We start from the raw sequence: 17,514 nt of genomic DNA on the forward strand, positions 1-17,514 counted from the left end.
CCCATTAAATATTTCACTTACTTCATTATATAACGAAGTAAAAAAAGTATGCATACAAAATGACCAAATTAGTTTTACATTCAATAATAACAAATATATAGGAAATGTCATAAAAAATACAAGTGTTTTCTCTTGGGAATACTTGTATTCACAAAAAAACCTCCCAGCTTTTCATTATCTGTGAGGTTTTCTTCTATTATATATCTAATTGTACTTCTACACCGAAATGATCAGAAATTACATTTCGATTTGTTCCATTAAAAATGACTTTTGAAGAAGTAACTGTTTTACTTTGATTGCTTAATATTAGGTCGATTCGTAAGTTTTGTTTATTTTCATCCCAACCAGCAATTTCACCTTGGACAGTTGTTCCTTCATCCTTCTCTATCGCTAGTTCATATGTGTCATATAAACCTTTTTGCATCGTATACTCATAACCCTCTCCTTCCAAACGAGCATTGTTATTAAAATCACCCATTAAGAAGGAAAGTTCATTGCTATTTACACGCTCCATTAAACGATCAACTTGGTCTTTGAATGATTCTTCTTCATCATTCCACCAACCGAGATGGCAAGAATAAAACGTTATATTCTTATCATTATAAACAATTGTTGCACTTACAATTTTGCGTGTTTTCCAATACGTTGTATCCTTATTTTCTGAGACAAAGAACGTATCTTCCCTTACAATGTTGTGCTTTGTTATAATTGCTAATCCTTCTTCGTACACATCATATCCAATATGAGAGAAATCCCAAATAATATTGTATTCTTTTACATTTAATGCTCTTAACTCTTCTAGCAGTAAAAGTCCAAAATTATCTTTTTTCTTGTTACCGCATACATTTTCAGCTTGTATAGACTGACTTACTTCTTGCAATGCGATCACATCATAATCTTCTTCTTGAATTGCTTTAGCAAGATACTTTATTTTTTCAATTTGATTCTCTTCTTGCCAAGAGTGACAATTTAAAGTTAGCAATTTCATATTATTACGCACCTAACATATCTTGAATATCTGACTTTAATACGTCAGCTTTCGGGCCATATACTGCTTGTACACCTTTATCTTTTACAATAAGTCCTAAAGCACCATTTTGTTTCCATTTTGCTTCTGGTGCAACAACATCTAAATCTTTTACTGTTACACGTAAACGTGTCATACAAGCATCTACGTCAGCAATATTATCTTTTCCGCCCAATAAATCAATAACTTTTGTTGCTAATGAACCGTCTTGTACATTTCCTGTTCCTTCTGATGACTCATCTTCATTATCAATATAGTTACCTGCACGCCCTGGTGTTGGTAAATTGAATTTTTTAATTAAGAAATTGAATAACGTAAAGTTAAGACCGAAGAACACTAATGAAACAATGACAAAGTTAATTAGGTCTCTTGTTAATCCTGCATTGACCATCATTGGTGTACGTGTAATTAACTCAATAAATCCGAATGCATGAACACGCAGATCAATTAAATCTGCTAATGCGAATGCAAGTCCTGTTGTAATTGCATACACAACATATAATACTGGCGCAATAAACATGAACATGAATTCAATTGGTTCTGTTACACCTGTTAAGAATACTGCTAATGCAGCTGATAAGAACATTGGTTTATATTTTGCACGTTTTTCCTTATCAACATTACGGAACATCGCAAATGCAATCCCCATTAACGCTGCTGTTGAGCCGATAACTTGTCCAGCTTTGAAACGAGCTGGTACAACGTTATTTAATAAATCGTTATATGCTTTCGTATCTCCATTTGCTAATAAGTTATTTAAATCTGTAATCCATGCAAGCCATAATGGATCTTGTCCTGCTACAATTTGTCCAACCTTTGAGCCAGTTAACATCGTATATGTTCCGCCTAGCTCTGTGTAGTTCATCGGAATCGTTAACATATGATGTAATCCAAACGGTAATAATAAACGTTCTAACGTTCCGTATACAAACGGTGCAATAACCGGTGCACTGTCTTTAGATGCTGCAATCCAGCGACCGAATTCATTTAATCCACTTTGGATAAATGGCCATACAAGTGATAATACAATCGCTGTGACTGTAGACCATACAATTACAACGAATGGTACGAATCGTTTTCCATTAAAGAATGCTAATGCCTGTGGCAGTTTATTATAATTGTAGTATTTGTTATATAAAGTAGCTCCTAAGAAACCTGTGATAATCCCTACGAAAACTCCCATGTTTAATGCTGGTGCACCAAGTACAGAAGTGAAATAATCTTTTACAAGTAAATCACCTGCTAATGATGAAGAAACTGTCGCTTTTGAATCCGCTAACATTTGGGCATTTACGCCAAAGATAGCTCCTGTAATTCTGTTTGTTAAGACGAATGCTAATAGTGCTGCAAATGCACCACCTGCGCGATCCTTCGCCCAAGATCCCCCAATTGCTACTGCGAATAAAATGTGTAGGTTTGTAATAATTGCCCAACCGATGTCTTCCATTACTCGAGCAATTGTATGAACTGCGTTAATATCCCCAGCAGACATCCCAATTAACTTACCGATCGAAATCATTAAGCCCGCTGCCGGCATTACAGCTACAACAACTAATAATGCCTTCCCGAACTTTTGCCAAAAATCAAAAGACGTAATTTTCATCTGTTCTTCCTCCCCTTTATTTATAACAACATAATGATTTAAATTATAATTTCTGTTTCTCTTATGAAAACGATTCCTTCTTTTTTGTTACGCAACCGTTTTCATAAATCTATTTTAATAAAAGCGTTTTCACATTGCAATAGAAATTTATTTTTTTTAATAAAAAAAGATGCTCAAAGAGCATCCTTTTTTATTATGCAATGCGATAAACCCTTGTTTCATAAGGTTTTAACGTGATTGTAGTTAATTGATCATGATCGGCAACTTTATAGTTATTTAAAAGCAAACGTTTGCGTTCTAGTGCAAATTTCTCCTCATTATACACTGCTCCCTCTTTCGAGATATTACTAATAACAATGATTTTTTCATCGTTTAATGTACGAGTATATGCGTAAATTTGCGGATTATCTTCTAAAAGTAAATCATACGTACCATAATTTAATACATCATTCTCTTTTTTCAAGGCAATCATTTTTTTATAGAAATTGAAAATAGATCCCTCTTCATTTTTCTGCTTTTCAACATTAATTTCTTCATAATTCGGATTCATGCCAAACCAAGGTGTTCCCGTTGTAAAGCCAGCATTACTTTCAGTATTCCACTGCATAGGTGTACGTGAATTATCGCGGCAAGAAGCCCATATAATTTCCATCATATCTTGATGAGATACTCCTTCTGCAATTTTCTCACGATATAAATTTTTAACTGCTACATCATCATAATCTTCAATATTTGGGAACTGAACATTTGTCATACCAATTTCTTGTCCTTGATAAATAAACGGTGTGCCGTGCATAAAGAAATACATCGCACCTAAAGCCGTTGCACTTTCACGCCAATATTCTTTATCATTTCCCCAAGTAGACACAATACGTGGCTTATCATGATTTTCAATGTATAAAGCATTCCATCCCTTATTTTCTAAACCTTTTTGCCACTTTGTTAATACTTTTTTCAACTCAACAACGTCAAGATCTTTCTTCTTTTCTGCATCCCATAAGCTTAAATGCTCAAACTGGAATACCATATTGAATTTACCGTTCTCTTCTCCAACCCAAAGATCAGCATCTTCAACTTTCACACCATTTGCTTCTCCAACAGTCATAATATCGTATTTAGCAAATGTATTTTCTTTTAATTCTTCTAGTAATGGCTGAATACCATCTACATTCATATGTTTGTCAAAAGAAGGCACATACTTTAACCCTTTTGGGTTTGGCATATCCTGTAAACCATCTTCTTTTTTTATGTGGCTAATCGCATCGACGCGGAAACCATCAATACCTTTATCAAGCCACCAATTAACAGTATCATATAAAACTTCACGAACTTCTTTATTCTCCCAGTTTAAATCTGGTTGTTTACGCGAGAATAAATGTAAATAATATTGCTCTGTCACTTCATCATATTCCCATGCAGAACCATTAAAGATACTTTCCCAATTGTTTGGTTCCGCGCCGTCTTTACCATCATGCCAAATATACCAATCACGCTTCGGATTGTCTTTAGAAGAACGTGATTCAATAAACCACGGATGTTCATCACTTGTATGATTAATAACTAAATCAATAATAAGCTTCATATCACGCTTATGAACTTCATCTAGTAATGCATCAAAGTCTTCCATCGTACCAAATTCATCCATAATATCTTGATAGTCACTAATATCATAACCATTATCGTCATTAGGTGATTTATACATTGGACAAATCCAAATTACATCTATACCTAAATCTTTTAAATAATCCAGTTTTGCAATAATACCTTGTAAATCTCCAATACCATCACCATTTGAATCCATAAAGCTACGTGGATAAATTTGATAAGCGACAGCTTCTTTCCACCATGTCTTATTCATACTAATTCTCTCCTTTTGCATCCCATCGGATTTTTTATGCAAACGTTTTCGTAACACTATCATAACAAAATATGAATAGTTTGCAACTGTTTTCATTGAACTCTATGTAGTTTCCTTATTCTTATGCCTTATTTATTTCTCACAAAGATAAAGTGAAACTTTAATCGTTAAGGAGGTGTCCATTCCCCGCTGATTATTAGCCCTTACCAATCGAGCTTTACGAGCAGCCCTATCTTCTTTGCTTCAGCCGGATTGTCTTACTGCTCGCAAATAACGGGATAAATCTAACCCTTCTCTTCTTCTCGTCCATGCGTGTTAAATACACTCTTCATATACTAATACAAGCTCATATTATTTCAGAAAGGAGATATAAATTGAAACAAACAAAATTAACTGGTCGTATCGTCGTTCCCTCGGATCCTGGGTATGACATAGCCCGAATAAATTTAAATTTAAGCATTCCAAAATTTCCTTGTATTATTGTTTTTTGTCAAAATAAAAATGATGTGTGTAACGCCTTAAAATGGGCACGTGAGCGTCATATACCATTTCGCTTAAGAAGTGGACGTCATAGCTACGAAAATTTCTCTCTTTTAAATGGCGGACTTATTATTGATGTGAGTGAAATGAAGCAAATTACGGTTAGTACAGAGAAATTAACAGCAACAATTGAAGCTGGTGCAAATCTTGGAACTGTTTATAAAGAACTTTGGAAATATAGTGTTACAATACCAGCTGGCACAAGTGCAAGTGTCGGAATTGTGGGGTTAACACTCGGCGGTGGCATTGGCATGCTTTCACGCTTATTTGGACTAACATGTGATCAATTAGTAGAAGTCGAAATGGTACAAGCGTGCGGAAAATTTGGTGCAAAAATCATTCGTGCAAATGAACAAGAAAACCCTAACCTATTTTGGGCATGCCGTGGCGGTGGTGGTGGAAATTTCGGAATTGTTACTTCCTTAACCTTTCGAGTCCACCCTATTAAAAACGTATCAATTTTCTCACTTACATGGGAATGGAAAGACTTTATTGCTGCATTTCAAGCTTGGCAAAACTGGGCACCTTATATAGATGAACGTCTCACTTCATCAATTGAATTATTCTCTAAACAACGAAATAAAATCGAGGTGAAAGGTGAATTTGTCGGCTCTCCTTCTGAACTCTATCATCTATTATCTCCTCTTCTTGAAACTGGTAATCCTTCTCTCTTTATAGATGAAGTCCCGTATATAAAGGCTGTTCAATTCTTTAATAGCGGCAATATTCCTGAAAAATTCAAACGTTCTGGTTCCTACGTATATAAACCTATCCCTCTTAAAGGTATTCAAATCTTACAATATTTTCTTTCTCATGCACCAAATAAAGATGCGAGTATTTGGCACCAATCACTCGTAGGTGCTGTAGAAAACATTTCGCCTAATGAAACAGCTTATTTCCACCGCAAGGCAATTATTGCTCAAGAATATATTACTTCTTGGAAATGCAACGATGAAGAAAATCGAAATATACGCTGGGTTAAAGATTTACGGGAAAGCTTAGATCCTTACACACTGGGAGACTATGTCAATTGGCCCGATATCGACATAAAAAATTGGCAAACTAGTTATTATGGCTCTAATTTTCAAAGGTTGCGTAAAGTGAAGACAGCATATGACCCTTGTAATGTTTTTCGTTTTCAACAAAGCATTCCTCCTTTCCATACGTAAAAAGGAAGAACAGAATTCTGTTCTTCCTTTTTACATTGAAAATCGTTCAATGGTTTGTTTCAAGTCCGCTGCTTGCTTCTCTAAATCCTTTAATAATTGATCGATTACTACCATATTTTTAGATTGTTGCAACGTCACACGTGCCACTTCTTGTGAACCAGCTGATGTTTCCTCAGCAATTGCTGCTACAGCCTTCGTCTGTGCTCCTGTTTGATGAATGTGACTCACTTGTTCGTTCATATAGCTACTAATTTGCTTAGTTGCATCAGCAACTTCCATAATACTCGATGACATTTCTTTTAAAATTAATTCTGTAGCTTCTCCGCGTTTCGCCTCTTCTTTAGCTGTTTTCACTTGCTCCGTCATTTTCAATGCGACTTGTTGCACTTCCTCTTGCATATTTCGTAATAACTGCGATATATTTCTTGCAGAATGATCGCTTTCATCAGCAAGTTTACGTACTTCTTCAGCTACAACTGCAAAGCCCCTTCCATGCTCTCCAGCACGAGCTGCCTCAATAGAAGCATTTAATGCTAATAAATTCGTTTGACTAGCAATCTCACTCACAACAGAAACAATATGTTCTACTTGTTTCATTCGTTCTTCTAACTTCTGTACATTTTGCATCGAATCTTCATTCTCTTTTGCCAATGTTTGAATGCCTTGAATTAAAGAAGTAAAGACACGTGTACTTTGTCCTAAAGCTTGAACCATTTCTAAAGACAACTCGTCGGACTGTTTTGCTTTTTCTTCTACTTCACTCGCAATAGAGGTTGTTGTATCGACAGTTGAAACAATCGCCTGAATGGAAGCTGCTGATTGCTCGGCGCCAGAAGAAATCTCTGCAAGAGTTTCAGACACACCGCGTGCTTGCTTTGTCGCTTCCCCTGTTTGTCTTCTAATTTGCTGAACTTGATTATTTGTATACGAAAATGTAGTATCAATATTTTTTACCATACCTCTTAAGTTCTCGAGCATCATATTAAATGCAACACTTAAAGATTTAATCTCATCATCCGTTTTTGGTAACGGGACATCTTCACGAATATCGCCATCGGCCGCCTTCCTTGCAGCCTCTTCCAATTTTCGAAGTGGTTTAATTAAAAAGATTGCTGCTCCATACGCTAAAATTCCAGACCATACTACACCTAATAACATAACGATAATATTATAGACAGTTTGACTTACATAACTTTGAAAATAATCGTATATCACGTAAATAAAAAATATGCTTGTTGAATATGTAATAAAAGCTAAAACTGTAGTAAATAGCATAAGTTGTGTACGTAAACCAAAGGAAAAAGTTTTCCTTTCTTTTCCCATCTTTTCTTCCCCCTTTTTATAAGCAATATATGTACTGCCTATATATTATTATCCATATTTTCGTTATAGAAAGATATAGGGATTTTTAAAATCATTATTTCCTTGAATATCAAATCCCCTGAAAAAAATAAAGGATTCTGACAATTTATGACTAATAACAGAAATACGGGGCAACATTTGTAAATATATTTTTGACTGGGGGTTTTGTATGATTCAAGTTCGAAATCTAGTAAAATCATTCGGCTCACTTGATGTTTTAAAAGGAATTGATTTAGAAGTAAAAGAAAAAGAAGTTGTTGTTTTAATCGGTGCCAGTGGTTCCGGCAAAAGTACATTACTTCGCTGTCTTAACTTTTTAGAAATGTACGATGAAGGTGAAATTCACTTACAAGGTGAGCGAATTGATCCAAAGCATTCAAATTTAAACAAAGTCCGTGAAAATGTCGGTATGGTTTTTCAGCACTTTAACCTCTTTCCTCATATGACCTCACTAGAAAACATCATAGAAGCACCTATTCACGTAAAAAAATTGGAGACAGCAAATGCAAAGGAGATTGGAAATCAACTCCTACAAAAAGTCGGCCTACAAGATAAAGCAGATGTAACTCCCCACCTTCTTTCCGGTGGTCAAAAACAACGAATTGCGATTGCACGAGCTCTTGCCATGAACCCTAAAATTATGCTATTTGATGAGCCTACCTCAGCTTTAGACCCTGAACTTGTTGGAGAAGTGTTGCAAGTTATGAAAGAACTTGCTGAAGAAGGAATGACAATGGTCATTGTTACTCATGAAATGAATTTTGCAAGAGATGTAGCTGACCGCGTTATCTTTATGGATGACGGGAAAATTGTAGAGGATGCTTCACCAGCGCAATTTTTTTCCGCTCCATCGCATGAACGGGCAAAGCAATTCTTACGCAACGTTTTATAATATAACTTCTGTTTCAAACATAAAGAAATGCATTCATACGGGGCACAACTAATTGTCCAAATAAAATATCTCCATAACATATTGAAAACAATCCGTATGATCAATATATAGGAGGGGTTTTATGAAAAGAAAACTATTAACCATTGTTGCGAGTATTACATTATGCACATCCTTCATACTAGGAGCCTGTAGTAAGGAAAGCTCTACCACTTCATCTAATGGTGAAAAAGAATTTCGTTATGCGATGAGTGGTTTATACAAACCTTTTAACTATAAAGAAAATGACGGGAAACTTGTCGGTTTTGATGTAGAAATAGGTGAAGCTCTCGGGAAAAAGATGGGAATGAAACCTGTTCCTGTTACAAATCCTTGGGAAACATTGATTCAAGGTCTACAATCAAAAAAATATGATGTGATATTAGGAAGTATGGCTATTACAGAAGAGCGATTAAAAGCCGTGAATTTCTCAAATCCATATTATCGCTCTGGTGCACAAATTTTTGTAGCTAAAAAGAATACATCTATCTCTTCTCCAGAGGACTTGAAAGGTAAAAAAATAGGTGTTGTAAAAGCAAGTACTTTCAAAACCCTTGTTGCAAAACATACAGATCAAATTACAGAATATGATAGTGATATTACTGCACTTATGGACTTAGAACCAGGACGTGTAGACGCAGTTATTACTGATCAAATGGTTGGTCTTCGTATGATTAAAGAAGGTAAATCCAATATAAAAGAAGCTGGAAAACCGTTAAACCTTGATGAAATGGGAATTGCTATTCATAAAGACAATAAAGACATGGTCGAAAAGGTAAATAAAGCGCTAGATGAAATCATTAAAGACGGCACGTATGAAAAGATTAGTAAGAAATGGTTTGGGCGTAATATTCTTGGAGACGAGGCAAAAACAAAGTAAGTTGGCTATTCAAAGATTTCATAAATCATGCCCCACTTTTTATGTGGGGCATTTCATTCCTACTAAAATCCATACAATATGAGGTGACACATATGTTTGAAATTTTTATCTCTACCTATCCCACACTGTTAAAGGCTACTATTGTCACATTACAATTAACATTAACATCCCTATTACTCGGTTCACTAATTGGATTACTAGTCGCTTTCTTTCGAATCTCTAACAATAAGGTTTTAAATAGTATTGCTCATGTATACATCGCCATTATTCGTGGTACACCTTTAATTGTTCAAATTGCTATTCTCTATTTTGGGATTACATCTGTTGTTGTTTTTACCCCTTTTTGGGCAGGAGCAATCGCTTTAGCCATTCATAACGGTGCATATATTACTGAAATTTTTCGCGGATCAATTCAATCCGTTGACCGGGGACAATTAGAAGCCGCTCGCTCTTTAGGGATGCCTTACCCTTTAGCGATGCGCCGGATTATATTACCACAAGCATTTCGTCTGTCTCTTCCCCCTCTAGGGAACCAATTTATTATTGGATTAAAAGATTCTTCACTTGTCGCTTATGTAGGATTGTCCGAATTATGGGGATCAGGTTTATCCATCGCTGCAGGTAACTTCCAACAATTAGATACATATATAATCGTTGGTTTATATTATCTCGTACTTGTTCTTCTATTTACTTATTTTGTTAGTCTTCTAGAAAAAAGACTACAACGGAAAGAAAATAACTCTGTCCACGTCAAGACGAAGAACAAGAAAGAAGTTTCTTTATAACAAAAAGCAAGCTCTAAGAGAGCTTGCTTTTTCATCGTAAAATATATCTATTATTGATTTGCTTTTTTTATAGTCTCTTTTTCCTCTATATGTTCCTCACGATATGAAATATTATGAGGATCCAATCCATTTCCTAAAGAGCCATAGAAATGCTCCCTATGCGGATCAACTAATTCACTTCCGTGATAATACACACGTGGTGTATTCCAAAGTGCTGCCAATGCTTTTGTCATCGGCATTTCGTGATAGCGTTCCGGCCACATTTCTTTAATTTTATCTTTTACTAATGGATAGTATTTAGAACTCATAGCAGGAAACAGATGATGTTCTGTATGATATGAGAAATTGAAATGTAAAACGTCTACCCAGCGCGGCACTGTTACTGATAAACAGTTTGCTAAAGGATCATTTACTGGAACAATAGGATTTAAGCGGTGATTTGTTGCGATATACGCCATTACAATAAAGTTAGCAATTAACAACGGAATCACGTATGCAAAGAACCACTTTGTAGGTCCCATAATAAACAATAAACTAATCCAAACTGTCCAGGGCAAAAGAAGTTGAAGCCATACAGATTTTTGATTGGATGACTTAAATTCTTTTATAAAATGAAAGAACATTCGAGTCGAATGTAACGTAAATTGAATTGTTAGTGACAGAAAACTAAAGAATGAACGTACATGAAGAGGCATGCGATATACCCAACTCAAAAACTTACTCTTTTTCAGTTTCTCAAATGTCGGCCATGCATCTGGATCATTCTCTTCATGCTGTGTGTGAACATGATGCGTTGCATTATGCCACTTTCTCCAAAGTTTTGGGCCAGTTGATAATGGCATAAATGCTATCGCACCTAAAAAATCACGAAGCCATGCCTTTCTTACAACTGTTCCATGTAAAATTTCATGTCCTAAAAACCCAAGTGAAGCAAAACATAATCCAAGAACAATTGCAATTCCTAGATTTGCCCACACATTCAATTCAAATACACCGATCGTTATTAAACCAGCCAATGCCACAAGTAAATAAGCCAGTCCACCAAATAAACGATTAGGAACTGGTTTAAATGCTTTTTTCGGCAAATGTGGTGATACACGCGCTGCATACCACCCAAACGTATGAAGCTCCTTCATCCTTTTGCCCCTTTCTTATGCCGCGCCCTGCGCAACTTGCATATATTAATTCTTGCTTCCAGATTGATTTTACTACGTGATCCAAAAAGCATTTATCATAAGGAAAATATACTCACTCTATCGTCACTTATTTTTCCGCTTTTATTATCAATGAAAAACATTTCTCTTTTTACTCTCTATCAACCTTTCCACATGATGAATCATAACAATAGAATTTCTATATTGTCAACAACTTTTATGACCTAGTAATAAAAGTTGGTTATATTTTTATAATTATACTTTATTTCACTAAAGAAAAAGCATAGATTTCATAAGGCTTTATCCGCTATATATACACATCCACTTAAACAACACAGACTCTATCTCATTCAAGAACTCTCTATGTAATCAACAAATGGAATCACTTGAATTTAGCTTTATATAAACCCTACTTCTTCATACTGCCCCAATAAAATAATTATATTAAAATAATTTTATCTTTCGTTTAATAAAAATAGAACGCTACGAAAACAACATACATGAATTCCATATAATATGGAAATATTAAAAGGGAAATTGTTCTAATTTAGGAGGTTTTCAAAATGACAGATGACACATTTCCGCAGTTACCATCATCCTATTGGATTGAATCTACTCAATTTCCTACTTTTCCTCATTTATCCGAAAATATAAAGACAGAAGTTGCCGTTATCGGTGCTGGTATTACAGGCATTACCACCGCCTATTTACTCGCTAAAGAAGGAATGAAAGTCGTTTTAATTGATTCTGGTTCTGTTTTAAATGGAACAACTGGGCATACAACCGCAAAAGTAACAGCTCAACATGATCTCATTTATGATGAATTAATAAACAATTTTGGTGTTGAAAAAGCTCAACTTTACTACGAATCAAATAGTAAAGCTCTACAATTCATAAATGAGACTGTGCAAACATATAAAATCGACTGTAATTTCACAAATGAAGATTCGTATTTATATACAACTACCAATAGTGGCCTGCGAAATTTAACGAAAGAATATGAAGCCTATCAAAAATTAAATATACCTTGTGACTATGTTCAATCTCTGTCGATTCCTATTCCCGTACAATCTGCACTTGTGATGAAAAATCAAGCGCAATTCCATCCCCTCCTTTATTTAAAAACACTTTTAGAAAAGTTTGTGGAAATGGGCGGAATGGTTTATGAGCAAACAACAGCTATTGATGTGGAAAAAGGAGATTATCCACAAGTAATTACAAAGGGTGACCATCGCATCACTTGTAAATATATTGTCTCTTGTTCACATTTTCCTTTTTATGATGCTAATAGCTTTTTCTTTACGCGAATGTACGCAGAACGCTCCTATGCTCTTGCAATAAAAGCAAAAACAGATTATCCAGGGGGCATGTATTTAAGTATCGATGATCCAAAACGCTCCATACGTTATACGACAAGCAATGGAGAAAAGCTAATATTGATTGGCGGAGAGAGTCATAAAACAGGACAAGGAATTAATACGATGCTTCATTATGATGCACTATATTCCTTTGCTGAATCTACTTTTGGAGTAGATGAAATTCCTTATAGATGGTCTGCACAAGACTTAATTACTTTAGATAAACTCCCTTATATCGGACATATTAACGAAAGGAATCCAAATATATTTGTGGCAACAGGATATCGTAAATGGGGTATGACGACTGGAACTGCAGCAGCTCATTTACTGAAGGACTCCATTCTAAAAGTCCACAGTCCATATAAAGAACTGTTTGCACCATCACGTTTTCATGCAAATCCGGATATAAAAACATTTCTCTCACAAAACATTGACGTTGCGAAACATTTAATTGAGGGGAAAATTGAAACCGCATTACGTAAGCCAGAAGATCTTGAAGTTGGCGAAGGATCTGTTGTACATGTCAACGGTAAACGAGCAGGTGCTTATAAAGATAAAGAAGGAAAATTACATATCGTCGATACAACTTGCACACACCTTGGCTGTGAAGTTGAATGGAATAACGGTGATTGTACGTGGGATTGCCCTTGTCACGGTTCCCGTTTTTCAATTGATGGGGATGTTATGGAAGGTCCAGCAGATCAACCATTAAAGCGAGTTGATAACGAATAATTACAGATTCAGCGTGAATTTTCATTTACTCCCTTTTGTAAGACTAATCGTCACTAGCACCGTTTTCTTTATTCCTAAAACACAAAAAGAGCACAAACTCACTTGTGCTCTTTTTCATATACTTCAAACAACATATTTCGAAATAATGTATTCAAACTCTCAATATCAATCCCTAATCTCTTTTCCATCCCTTTCACATATTGCTGATAGTAATTAATTTGTTCTTCTAAAAATCGATTCAACACCTCAATTTTCAATCCAACGTCCAATTCAGTACCTGCTTTTTTCTTTATTAACAACTTTTCAATTTCATTCAATACACTAGGCTCTACTGATAGTTCCATAATTAACCGGTCAAATTCTACTGGGGGCAATGTCCCTTTCTCTTCTAACCATTTACAAGCTAAAATAGGACGTAATACGTAAAAGTACTTTTTCAACTTTACATTTTCACCTTGTAAAAATTCACGATAGTTTTTTGAAGCCATATGTAAGTAATGATATATCGTTGATTTCGGATTAAAATCCTTTTCACTCATTTGCTGAAGCTGCTCTGGAAAGTTAGAGTTTTTCGAATAAAAAATTGGTGATCGAATCCACTCAAGTAAAGCTGGATTTGACTTCGCGAATAGTTGCAATGCCTTTTTAATATCCCAGCCACTTATATCTAAATCATCACTAATTGGGTATTCAATTACATCACGTTTATCATGAATTGATAAATACCACTCTACAGGACGTATATAAACAAACCTAACATCATAATCACTATCTTTCGATGGAAATCCCCACGCCCGGCTCCCTGATTCTACAGCAAATAAAATTTTCACATCATTCTCTTTTTCAATTCTTTCTAGTTCTAATTCAATTTTCTCTCTCATTTCATATCCTCCCCATTTTTTGATCATTTCCCTGGAAATTCGACAAATATAAGACTAATTTTACCAGATACTAAAATAGCTGTCAGAAAATTCCCGACAGCCTAACAAAACATCTATTTTTTCTTTTCAATTACAGTAACTGCAATTCGTTCAATCTCTTTTTGGATTTCTTCTCTATATGCATCGACTTTTGAAAAATCCATAGCGGCAATATAAATTCGTTCTAATTTATCACGAACTGATTTTGCCTTTGCTAAGAAAGACATCGCCTCATTCATTTTTGTTTTATACTGAATTGAAACGTCGCGAATTTCCGTAGCATATTTTTCATCTGTCCCTGGTGCAACAATGAGATCATACATATCGATAATCTCATCCCCCTCACGGCTTGGGAAGTATTCATGCGGTGCTGTGCTATCAAAAATTGCAAATCCTAATTCCCTTACAATAATCATATCGAGACTATTTGGATCAAATCCACAATGATACACTTCTACTTCAAACCCTTTTTCTTCTGCTGCCTTTGCTAATTTTTTAAGCATTGTTGATTTTCCAGAACCTGGGCGACCTTTTATAAAATAGCGATGCGGAAGCCCTTCTGTCAAATTAGGAACGAAATCAACTGCTCCCTTCGGTGTAGCAGCCCCTAAGAAACGATGTTTCACAATTGATTTCTTCCCGCCTTTATCTGCAAATAATTTCTGTATAAGCTGATCTGTTAATTCGTTTGCTTTATTAAAATCAATATTATTAATATATATTTTCTCCCACTCATCATGTATAACTAGCGCCTCTTTAAAACACCCGTAAGCTGCTTGAAAGGCTTTGCTTGCTTCTGAAACAAATCGTTCAATCTCTATTTTCTGCTTTCTTAATTTATCTGAGTCCCAAGCAACACCTAAATTTATATACTCTTCAACAACTCCAGGCATTTTCGGCTCAATAACGTGCGGTGATGTACCGTCAACAATCCCTACTTTTAATTTTGGAATAATCACACCATCAACTGATTTATTGTCAGAAGAACAATGTAAAAATTCAATATTATACCCTTTATCGACCCATTCACGCCCTATTGCCTTTATTAAAGAAGACTTTCCTGTACCTGGACCGCCTTTTAAAATAAACAACCTATCTAGTCCTTTTAAACTCTCTTCATACAAGCTATAAAATCCTCTAGCTGTATTTCCACCGGCATAATAATTCAATACATTCCCTGTCACTGCACTCACTCCTTCGCAGCATTCTACTTACATAAGCTACAATATGCGAAAACCTTTATTTGGGTGAATACCTATTTTGTATTGCACTAAAAAAGCAAAGATCACTTTTGACCTTTGCTTTTATATTTTTTATTTAAGTTAAGAAAGAATTGTTCCACCCTTGGACGTACCCAAGCTAAATAATCTTTGTCTTTCTTCTTTGTACAAGCTATCTCTTCTCCATCTACCATTCCGACAAGTTCTAGCTCTAACAGTTGCCTCGTGAATGTTAGCATATTTACTTCTTCGGCCGGATACTCTTCTTTTAATTTCTCCTCAATTTCTCCCAATGAAAAACCGTCACGCATCATTGCTAGTGCATCAATCCAAAGTGGCGGCATTTCATATGTTTCTCCTGTAATTGTATCTTTTACAATATAATTTAATCTCTCTTTTCGAAATTGAATTGTGTGTAAACATACAGTTGAATTCAATGTTAATTCCATCATACCACCCCTTTCATCATATCCGCATAGAAAAAAGGATGCGCGTGCACCCCTACTTTTCTTTTCATAACACTACCTAACCGTTACATGAGCTAAAAGCTCTATGTCGATATTTTCCTCCATTATAAACGAAGTGTTTTATAAAAAAAACCCTTCTTTAAACATTTTATAAAATGTTTATATTTACACAACAAGAACACTTTTCTGAAAAGTAATTTCGTCTAATGTACTACACTGTTGGTAAATAAATTTCCACTTTCGTTCCTATCCCCATACTACTTTCAATCGCGATACTCCCTTGATGTTCTTCAATAATTTTATATGTAATCATTAATCCAAGACCTGTACCATTCTCTTTTGTTGTATAAAAAGCTTTTCCGATCTTTTCTATTTTCTCATTTTCTATCCCAAGACCTTGATCTTCAACAGAAATACACAAGTTCTCTCCAGATTTTTCATATGCCAGAATCTGAATATTCCCGCCTCCTGGCATCGATTCAATTCCATTTTTGATGATGTTTAACAACACTTGTTTTAATTGCTTATCATCACCACTTATAACGGGTAAATTTCCATCTACTTGCAAATTAAATTTCACTTTATATTGAGTCGCATAGCTTTCCATTAACTGTACAACATATAAAAGGATTTCCCCTATATTACACCATTCATAATTTGTTGGTTTCGGTTTTCCTAATAACATCAATTCACTAACAAACTCATTAATTCTTTCAATTTCTTGCAGCATAATCTCATAGCTCATCGTATCTTCAAGATTTCTTTCTTTTTGAATCTGTGTAAATCCTTTTAAAGCTGTTAATGGATTTCGAATTTCATGAGCAATTGTTGTAGACATAGTCCCAATAACCGCTAAATTTTCTGTCTCTTTCATACTGTTCATCATCTCAACAACTGTCCTTACATAAGATTGAAATCTCTTTAATAAAGAATGCGAAATGATGAAAAAGAATATACATAATACAAGCGGAATCACAACTTTTACATCTTGTAATATCAAAGTAAAAAATACATATTTTCCAATTACACTACAGGAAACGAAATAAAAATATTTTCTATTCACGAAAATCGGTGCAAATAAAATTAAAAATATTTCAACCATATTTCCATTTTCAAAAACACGATCACTGTGTAAATAAATCATTAAGTTATTAATAAGATCAATAAGCATGTACCCAATTAAAAATAAGTATTTTACAAAATATACATAACCTTGTTTTTGAAGATATATTGAAATAGGAAATAAAGATATTACTAATATATATACACCTATTCCCATACCACCTTCTGGCCACCCTACCCTTGCTTCATTAATATTCATAGCGGGATAAACGAAATAATAGATACCGTCATATAAAAAGAATATAATATAGAATAATAATATAAATACTTTTAAAGCTTCTCTTTCTTCATAAATCAAGCTCGTGTATTTGTTCATATAAAAACTCCTCTTGATCAATACCAAAAAACATTTCAAGTGTTATCTCTTTAAATTATAATTATGAAATTGC

General features: G+C 34.7%; 14 protein-coding genes. 5 read left to right on the forward strand and 9 right to left on the reverse strand.

The window, feature by feature from the left end:
• Nucleotides 1-196: 196 nt before the first annotated feature.
• The 3 genes from ACE38F_RS25885 to ACE38F_RS25895 form a co-directional block, all read right to left on the reverse strand.
• On the reverse strand, nt 197-988 hold the full coding sequence (locus ACE38F_RS25885; protein WP_215555103.1) for an endonuclease/exonuclease/phosphatase family protein: 792 nt from the start codon (nt 986-988) through the stop codon (nt 197-199).
• A gap of 4 nt (nt 989-992) precedes the next feature.
• A complete protein-coding gene (locus tag ACE38F_RS25890) occupies nt 993-2,630 on the reverse strand; it encodes a PTS transporter subunit IIBC (RefSeq protein ID WP_215555102.1) in 1,638 nt (545 codons plus the stop codon).
• Between the two features lie 193 nt (nt 2,631-2,823).
• On the reverse strand, nt 2,824-4,488 hold the full coding sequence (locus ACE38F_RS25895; RefSeq protein WP_375370590.1) for a glycoside hydrolase family 13 protein: 1,665 nt from the start codon (nt 4,486-4,488) through the stop codon (nt 2,824-2,826).
• Between the two features lie 374 nt (nt 4,489-4,862).
• Here ACE38F_RS25895 and ACE38F_RS25900 point away from each other — a divergent pair, with 374 nt between their 5' ends.
• Nucleotides 4,863-6,197 carry an FAD-binding oxidoreductase gene (locus tag ACE38F_RS25900; protein ID WP_375370591.1) on the forward strand — a complete coding sequence of 445 codons (1,335 nt, stop codon included), beginning with the start codon at nt 4,863-4,865 and terminating at the stop codon, nt 6,195-6,197.
• A gap of 30 nt (nt 6,198-6,227) precedes the next feature.
• Here the strand turns inward: ACE38F_RS25900 and ACE38F_RS25905 are convergent, their stop codons facing one another.
• The gene (locus tag ACE38F_RS25905) at nt 6,228-7,520 is read right to left on the reverse strand and encodes a methyl-accepting chemotaxis protein (RefSeq protein WP_215555099.1); all 1,293 of its coding nucleotides are present in this window, start codon (nt 7,518-7,520) and stop codon (nt 6,228-6,230) included.
• A 208-nt stretch (nt 7,521-7,728) separates the two neighbouring features.
• Here ACE38F_RS25905 and ACE38F_RS25910 point away from each other — a divergent pair, with 208 nt between their 5' ends.
• From ACE38F_RS25910 to ACE38F_RS25920, 3 genes are all read left to right on the forward strand, one after another.
• Nucleotides 7,729-8,451 carry an amino acid ABC transporter ATP-binding protein gene (locus tag ACE38F_RS25910; RefSeq protein WP_002113623.1) on the forward strand — a complete coding sequence of 241 codons (723 nt, stop codon included), beginning with the start codon at nt 7,729-7,731 and terminating at the stop codon, nt 8,449-8,451.
• A 121-nt stretch (nt 8,452-8,572) separates the two neighbouring features.
• On the forward strand, nt 8,573-9,367 hold the full coding sequence (locus ACE38F_RS25915) for an ABC transporter substrate-binding protein (RefSeq protein WP_215555098.1): 795 nt from the start codon (nt 8,573-8,575) through the stop codon (nt 9,365-9,367).
• Between the two features lie 92 nt (nt 9,368-9,459).
• Entirely contained in the window at nt 9,460-10,152 is a 693-nt protein-coding gene (locus ACE38F_RS25920; protein WP_215555097.1) for an amino acid ABC transporter permease, read from the forward strand.
• A 50-nt stretch (nt 10,153-10,202) separates the two neighbouring features.
• Here the strand turns inward: ACE38F_RS25920 and desB are convergent, their stop codons facing one another.
• A complete protein-coding gene (gene desB, locus ACE38F_RS25925) occupies nt 10,203-11,288 on the reverse strand; it encodes a Delta(10) desaturase DesB (protein ID WP_088098661.1) in 1,086 nt (361 codons plus the stop codon).
• Between the two features lie 581 nt (nt 11,289-11,869).
• Here desB and ACE38F_RS25930 point away from each other — a divergent pair.
• On the forward strand, nt 11,870-13,396 hold the full coding sequence (locus tag ACE38F_RS25930) for an FAD-dependent oxidoreductase (RefSeq protein WP_375370592.1): 1,527 nt from the start codon (nt 11,870-11,872) through the stop codon (nt 13,394-13,396).
• A 98-nt stretch (nt 13,397-13,494) separates the two neighbouring features.
• Here the strand turns inward: ACE38F_RS25930 and ACE38F_RS25935 are convergent, their stop codons facing one another.
• From ACE38F_RS25935 to ACE38F_RS25950, 4 genes are all read right to left on the reverse strand, one after another.
• Nucleotides 13,495-14,277, reverse strand: a complete 783-nt coding sequence (locus ACE38F_RS25935; protein ID WP_375370593.1) for a nucleotidyltransferase domain-containing protein — start codon at nt 14,275-14,277, stop codon at nt 13,495-13,497.
• Nucleotides 14,278-14,390: 113 nt separating this feature from the next.
• Nucleotides 14,391-15,500 carry a PRK06851 family protein gene (locus tag ACE38F_RS25940; protein ID WP_375370594.1) on the reverse strand — a complete coding sequence of 370 codons (1,110 nt, stop codon included), beginning with the start codon at nt 15,498-15,500 and terminating at the stop codon, nt 14,391-14,393.
• 101 nt (nt 15,501-15,601) lie between these two features.
• Complete coding sequence (locus tag ACE38F_RS25945) at nt 15,602-15,985, reverse strand: hypothetical protein (protein WP_033714284.1); 384 nt, start codon at nt 15,983-15,985, stop codon at nt 15,602-15,604.
• Nucleotides 15,986-16,214: 229 nt separating this feature from the next.
• Nucleotides 16,215-17,441, reverse strand: a complete 1,227-nt coding sequence (locus ACE38F_RS25950; RefSeq protein ID WP_375370595.1) for an ATP-binding protein — start codon at nt 17,439-17,441, stop codon at nt 16,215-16,217.
• Nucleotides 17,442-17,514: the final 73 nt, after the last annotated feature.

Origin of the sequence: Bacillus altaicus (assembly GCF_042136375.2) — a bacterium.
Taxonomy (GTDB): domain Bacteria; phylum Bacillota; class Bacilli; order Bacillales; family Bacillaceae_G; genus Bacillus_A; species Bacillus_A cereus_U.

Excerpts from the sequence above, each read along its gene's own strand:
- ACE38F_RS25905 (WP_215555099.1), bottom strand. The coding sequence starts at position 7,520 with ATGGGAAAAGAAAGGAAAACTTTTTCCTTTGGTTTACGTACACAACTT.
- ACE38F_RS25945 (WP_033714284.1), bottom strand. The coding sequence starts at position 15,985 with ATGGAATTAACATTGAATTCAACTGTATGTTTACACACAATTCAATTT.
- ACE38F_RS25920 (WP_215555097.1), top strand. The coding sequence starts at position 9,460 with ATGTTTGAAATTTTTATCTCTACCTATCCCACACTGTTAAAGGCTACT.
- ACE38F_RS25935 (WP_375370593.1), bottom strand. The coding sequence starts at position 14,277 with ATGAGAGAGAAAATTGAATTAGAACTAGAAAGAATTGAAAAAGAGAAT.
- ACE38F_RS25950 (WP_375370595.1), bottom strand. The coding sequence starts at position 17,441 with ATGAACAAATACACGAGCTTGATTTATGAAGAAAGAGAAGCTTTAAAA.
- ACE38F_RS25890 (WP_215555102.1), bottom strand. The coding sequence starts at position 2,630 with ATGAAAATTACGTCTTTTGATTTTTGGCAAAAGTTCGGGAAGGCATTA.
- ACE38F_RS25885 (WP_215555103.1), bottom strand. The coding sequence starts at position 988 with ATGAAATTGCTAACTTTAAATTGTCACTCTTGGCAAGAAGAGAATCAA.
- ACE38F_RS25910 (WP_002113623.1), top strand. The coding sequence starts at position 7,729 with ATGATTCAAGTTCGAAATCTAGTAAAATCATTCGGCTCACTTGATGTT.
- ACE38F_RS25895 (WP_375370590.1), bottom strand. The coding sequence starts at position 4,488 with ATGAATAAGACATGGTGGAAAGAAGCTGTCGCTTATCAAATTTATCCA.
- ACE38F_RS25915 (WP_215555098.1), top strand. The coding sequence starts at position 8,573 with ATGAAAAGAAAACTATTAACCATTGTTGCGAGTATTACATTATGCACA.
- ACE38F_RS25930 (WP_375370592.1), top strand. The coding sequence starts at position 11,870 with ATGACAGATGACACATTTCCGCAGTTACCATCATCCTATTGGATTGAA.
- desB (WP_088098661.1), bottom strand. The coding sequence starts at position 11,288 with ATGAAGGAGCTTCATACGTTTGGGTGGTATGCAGCGCGTGTATCACCA.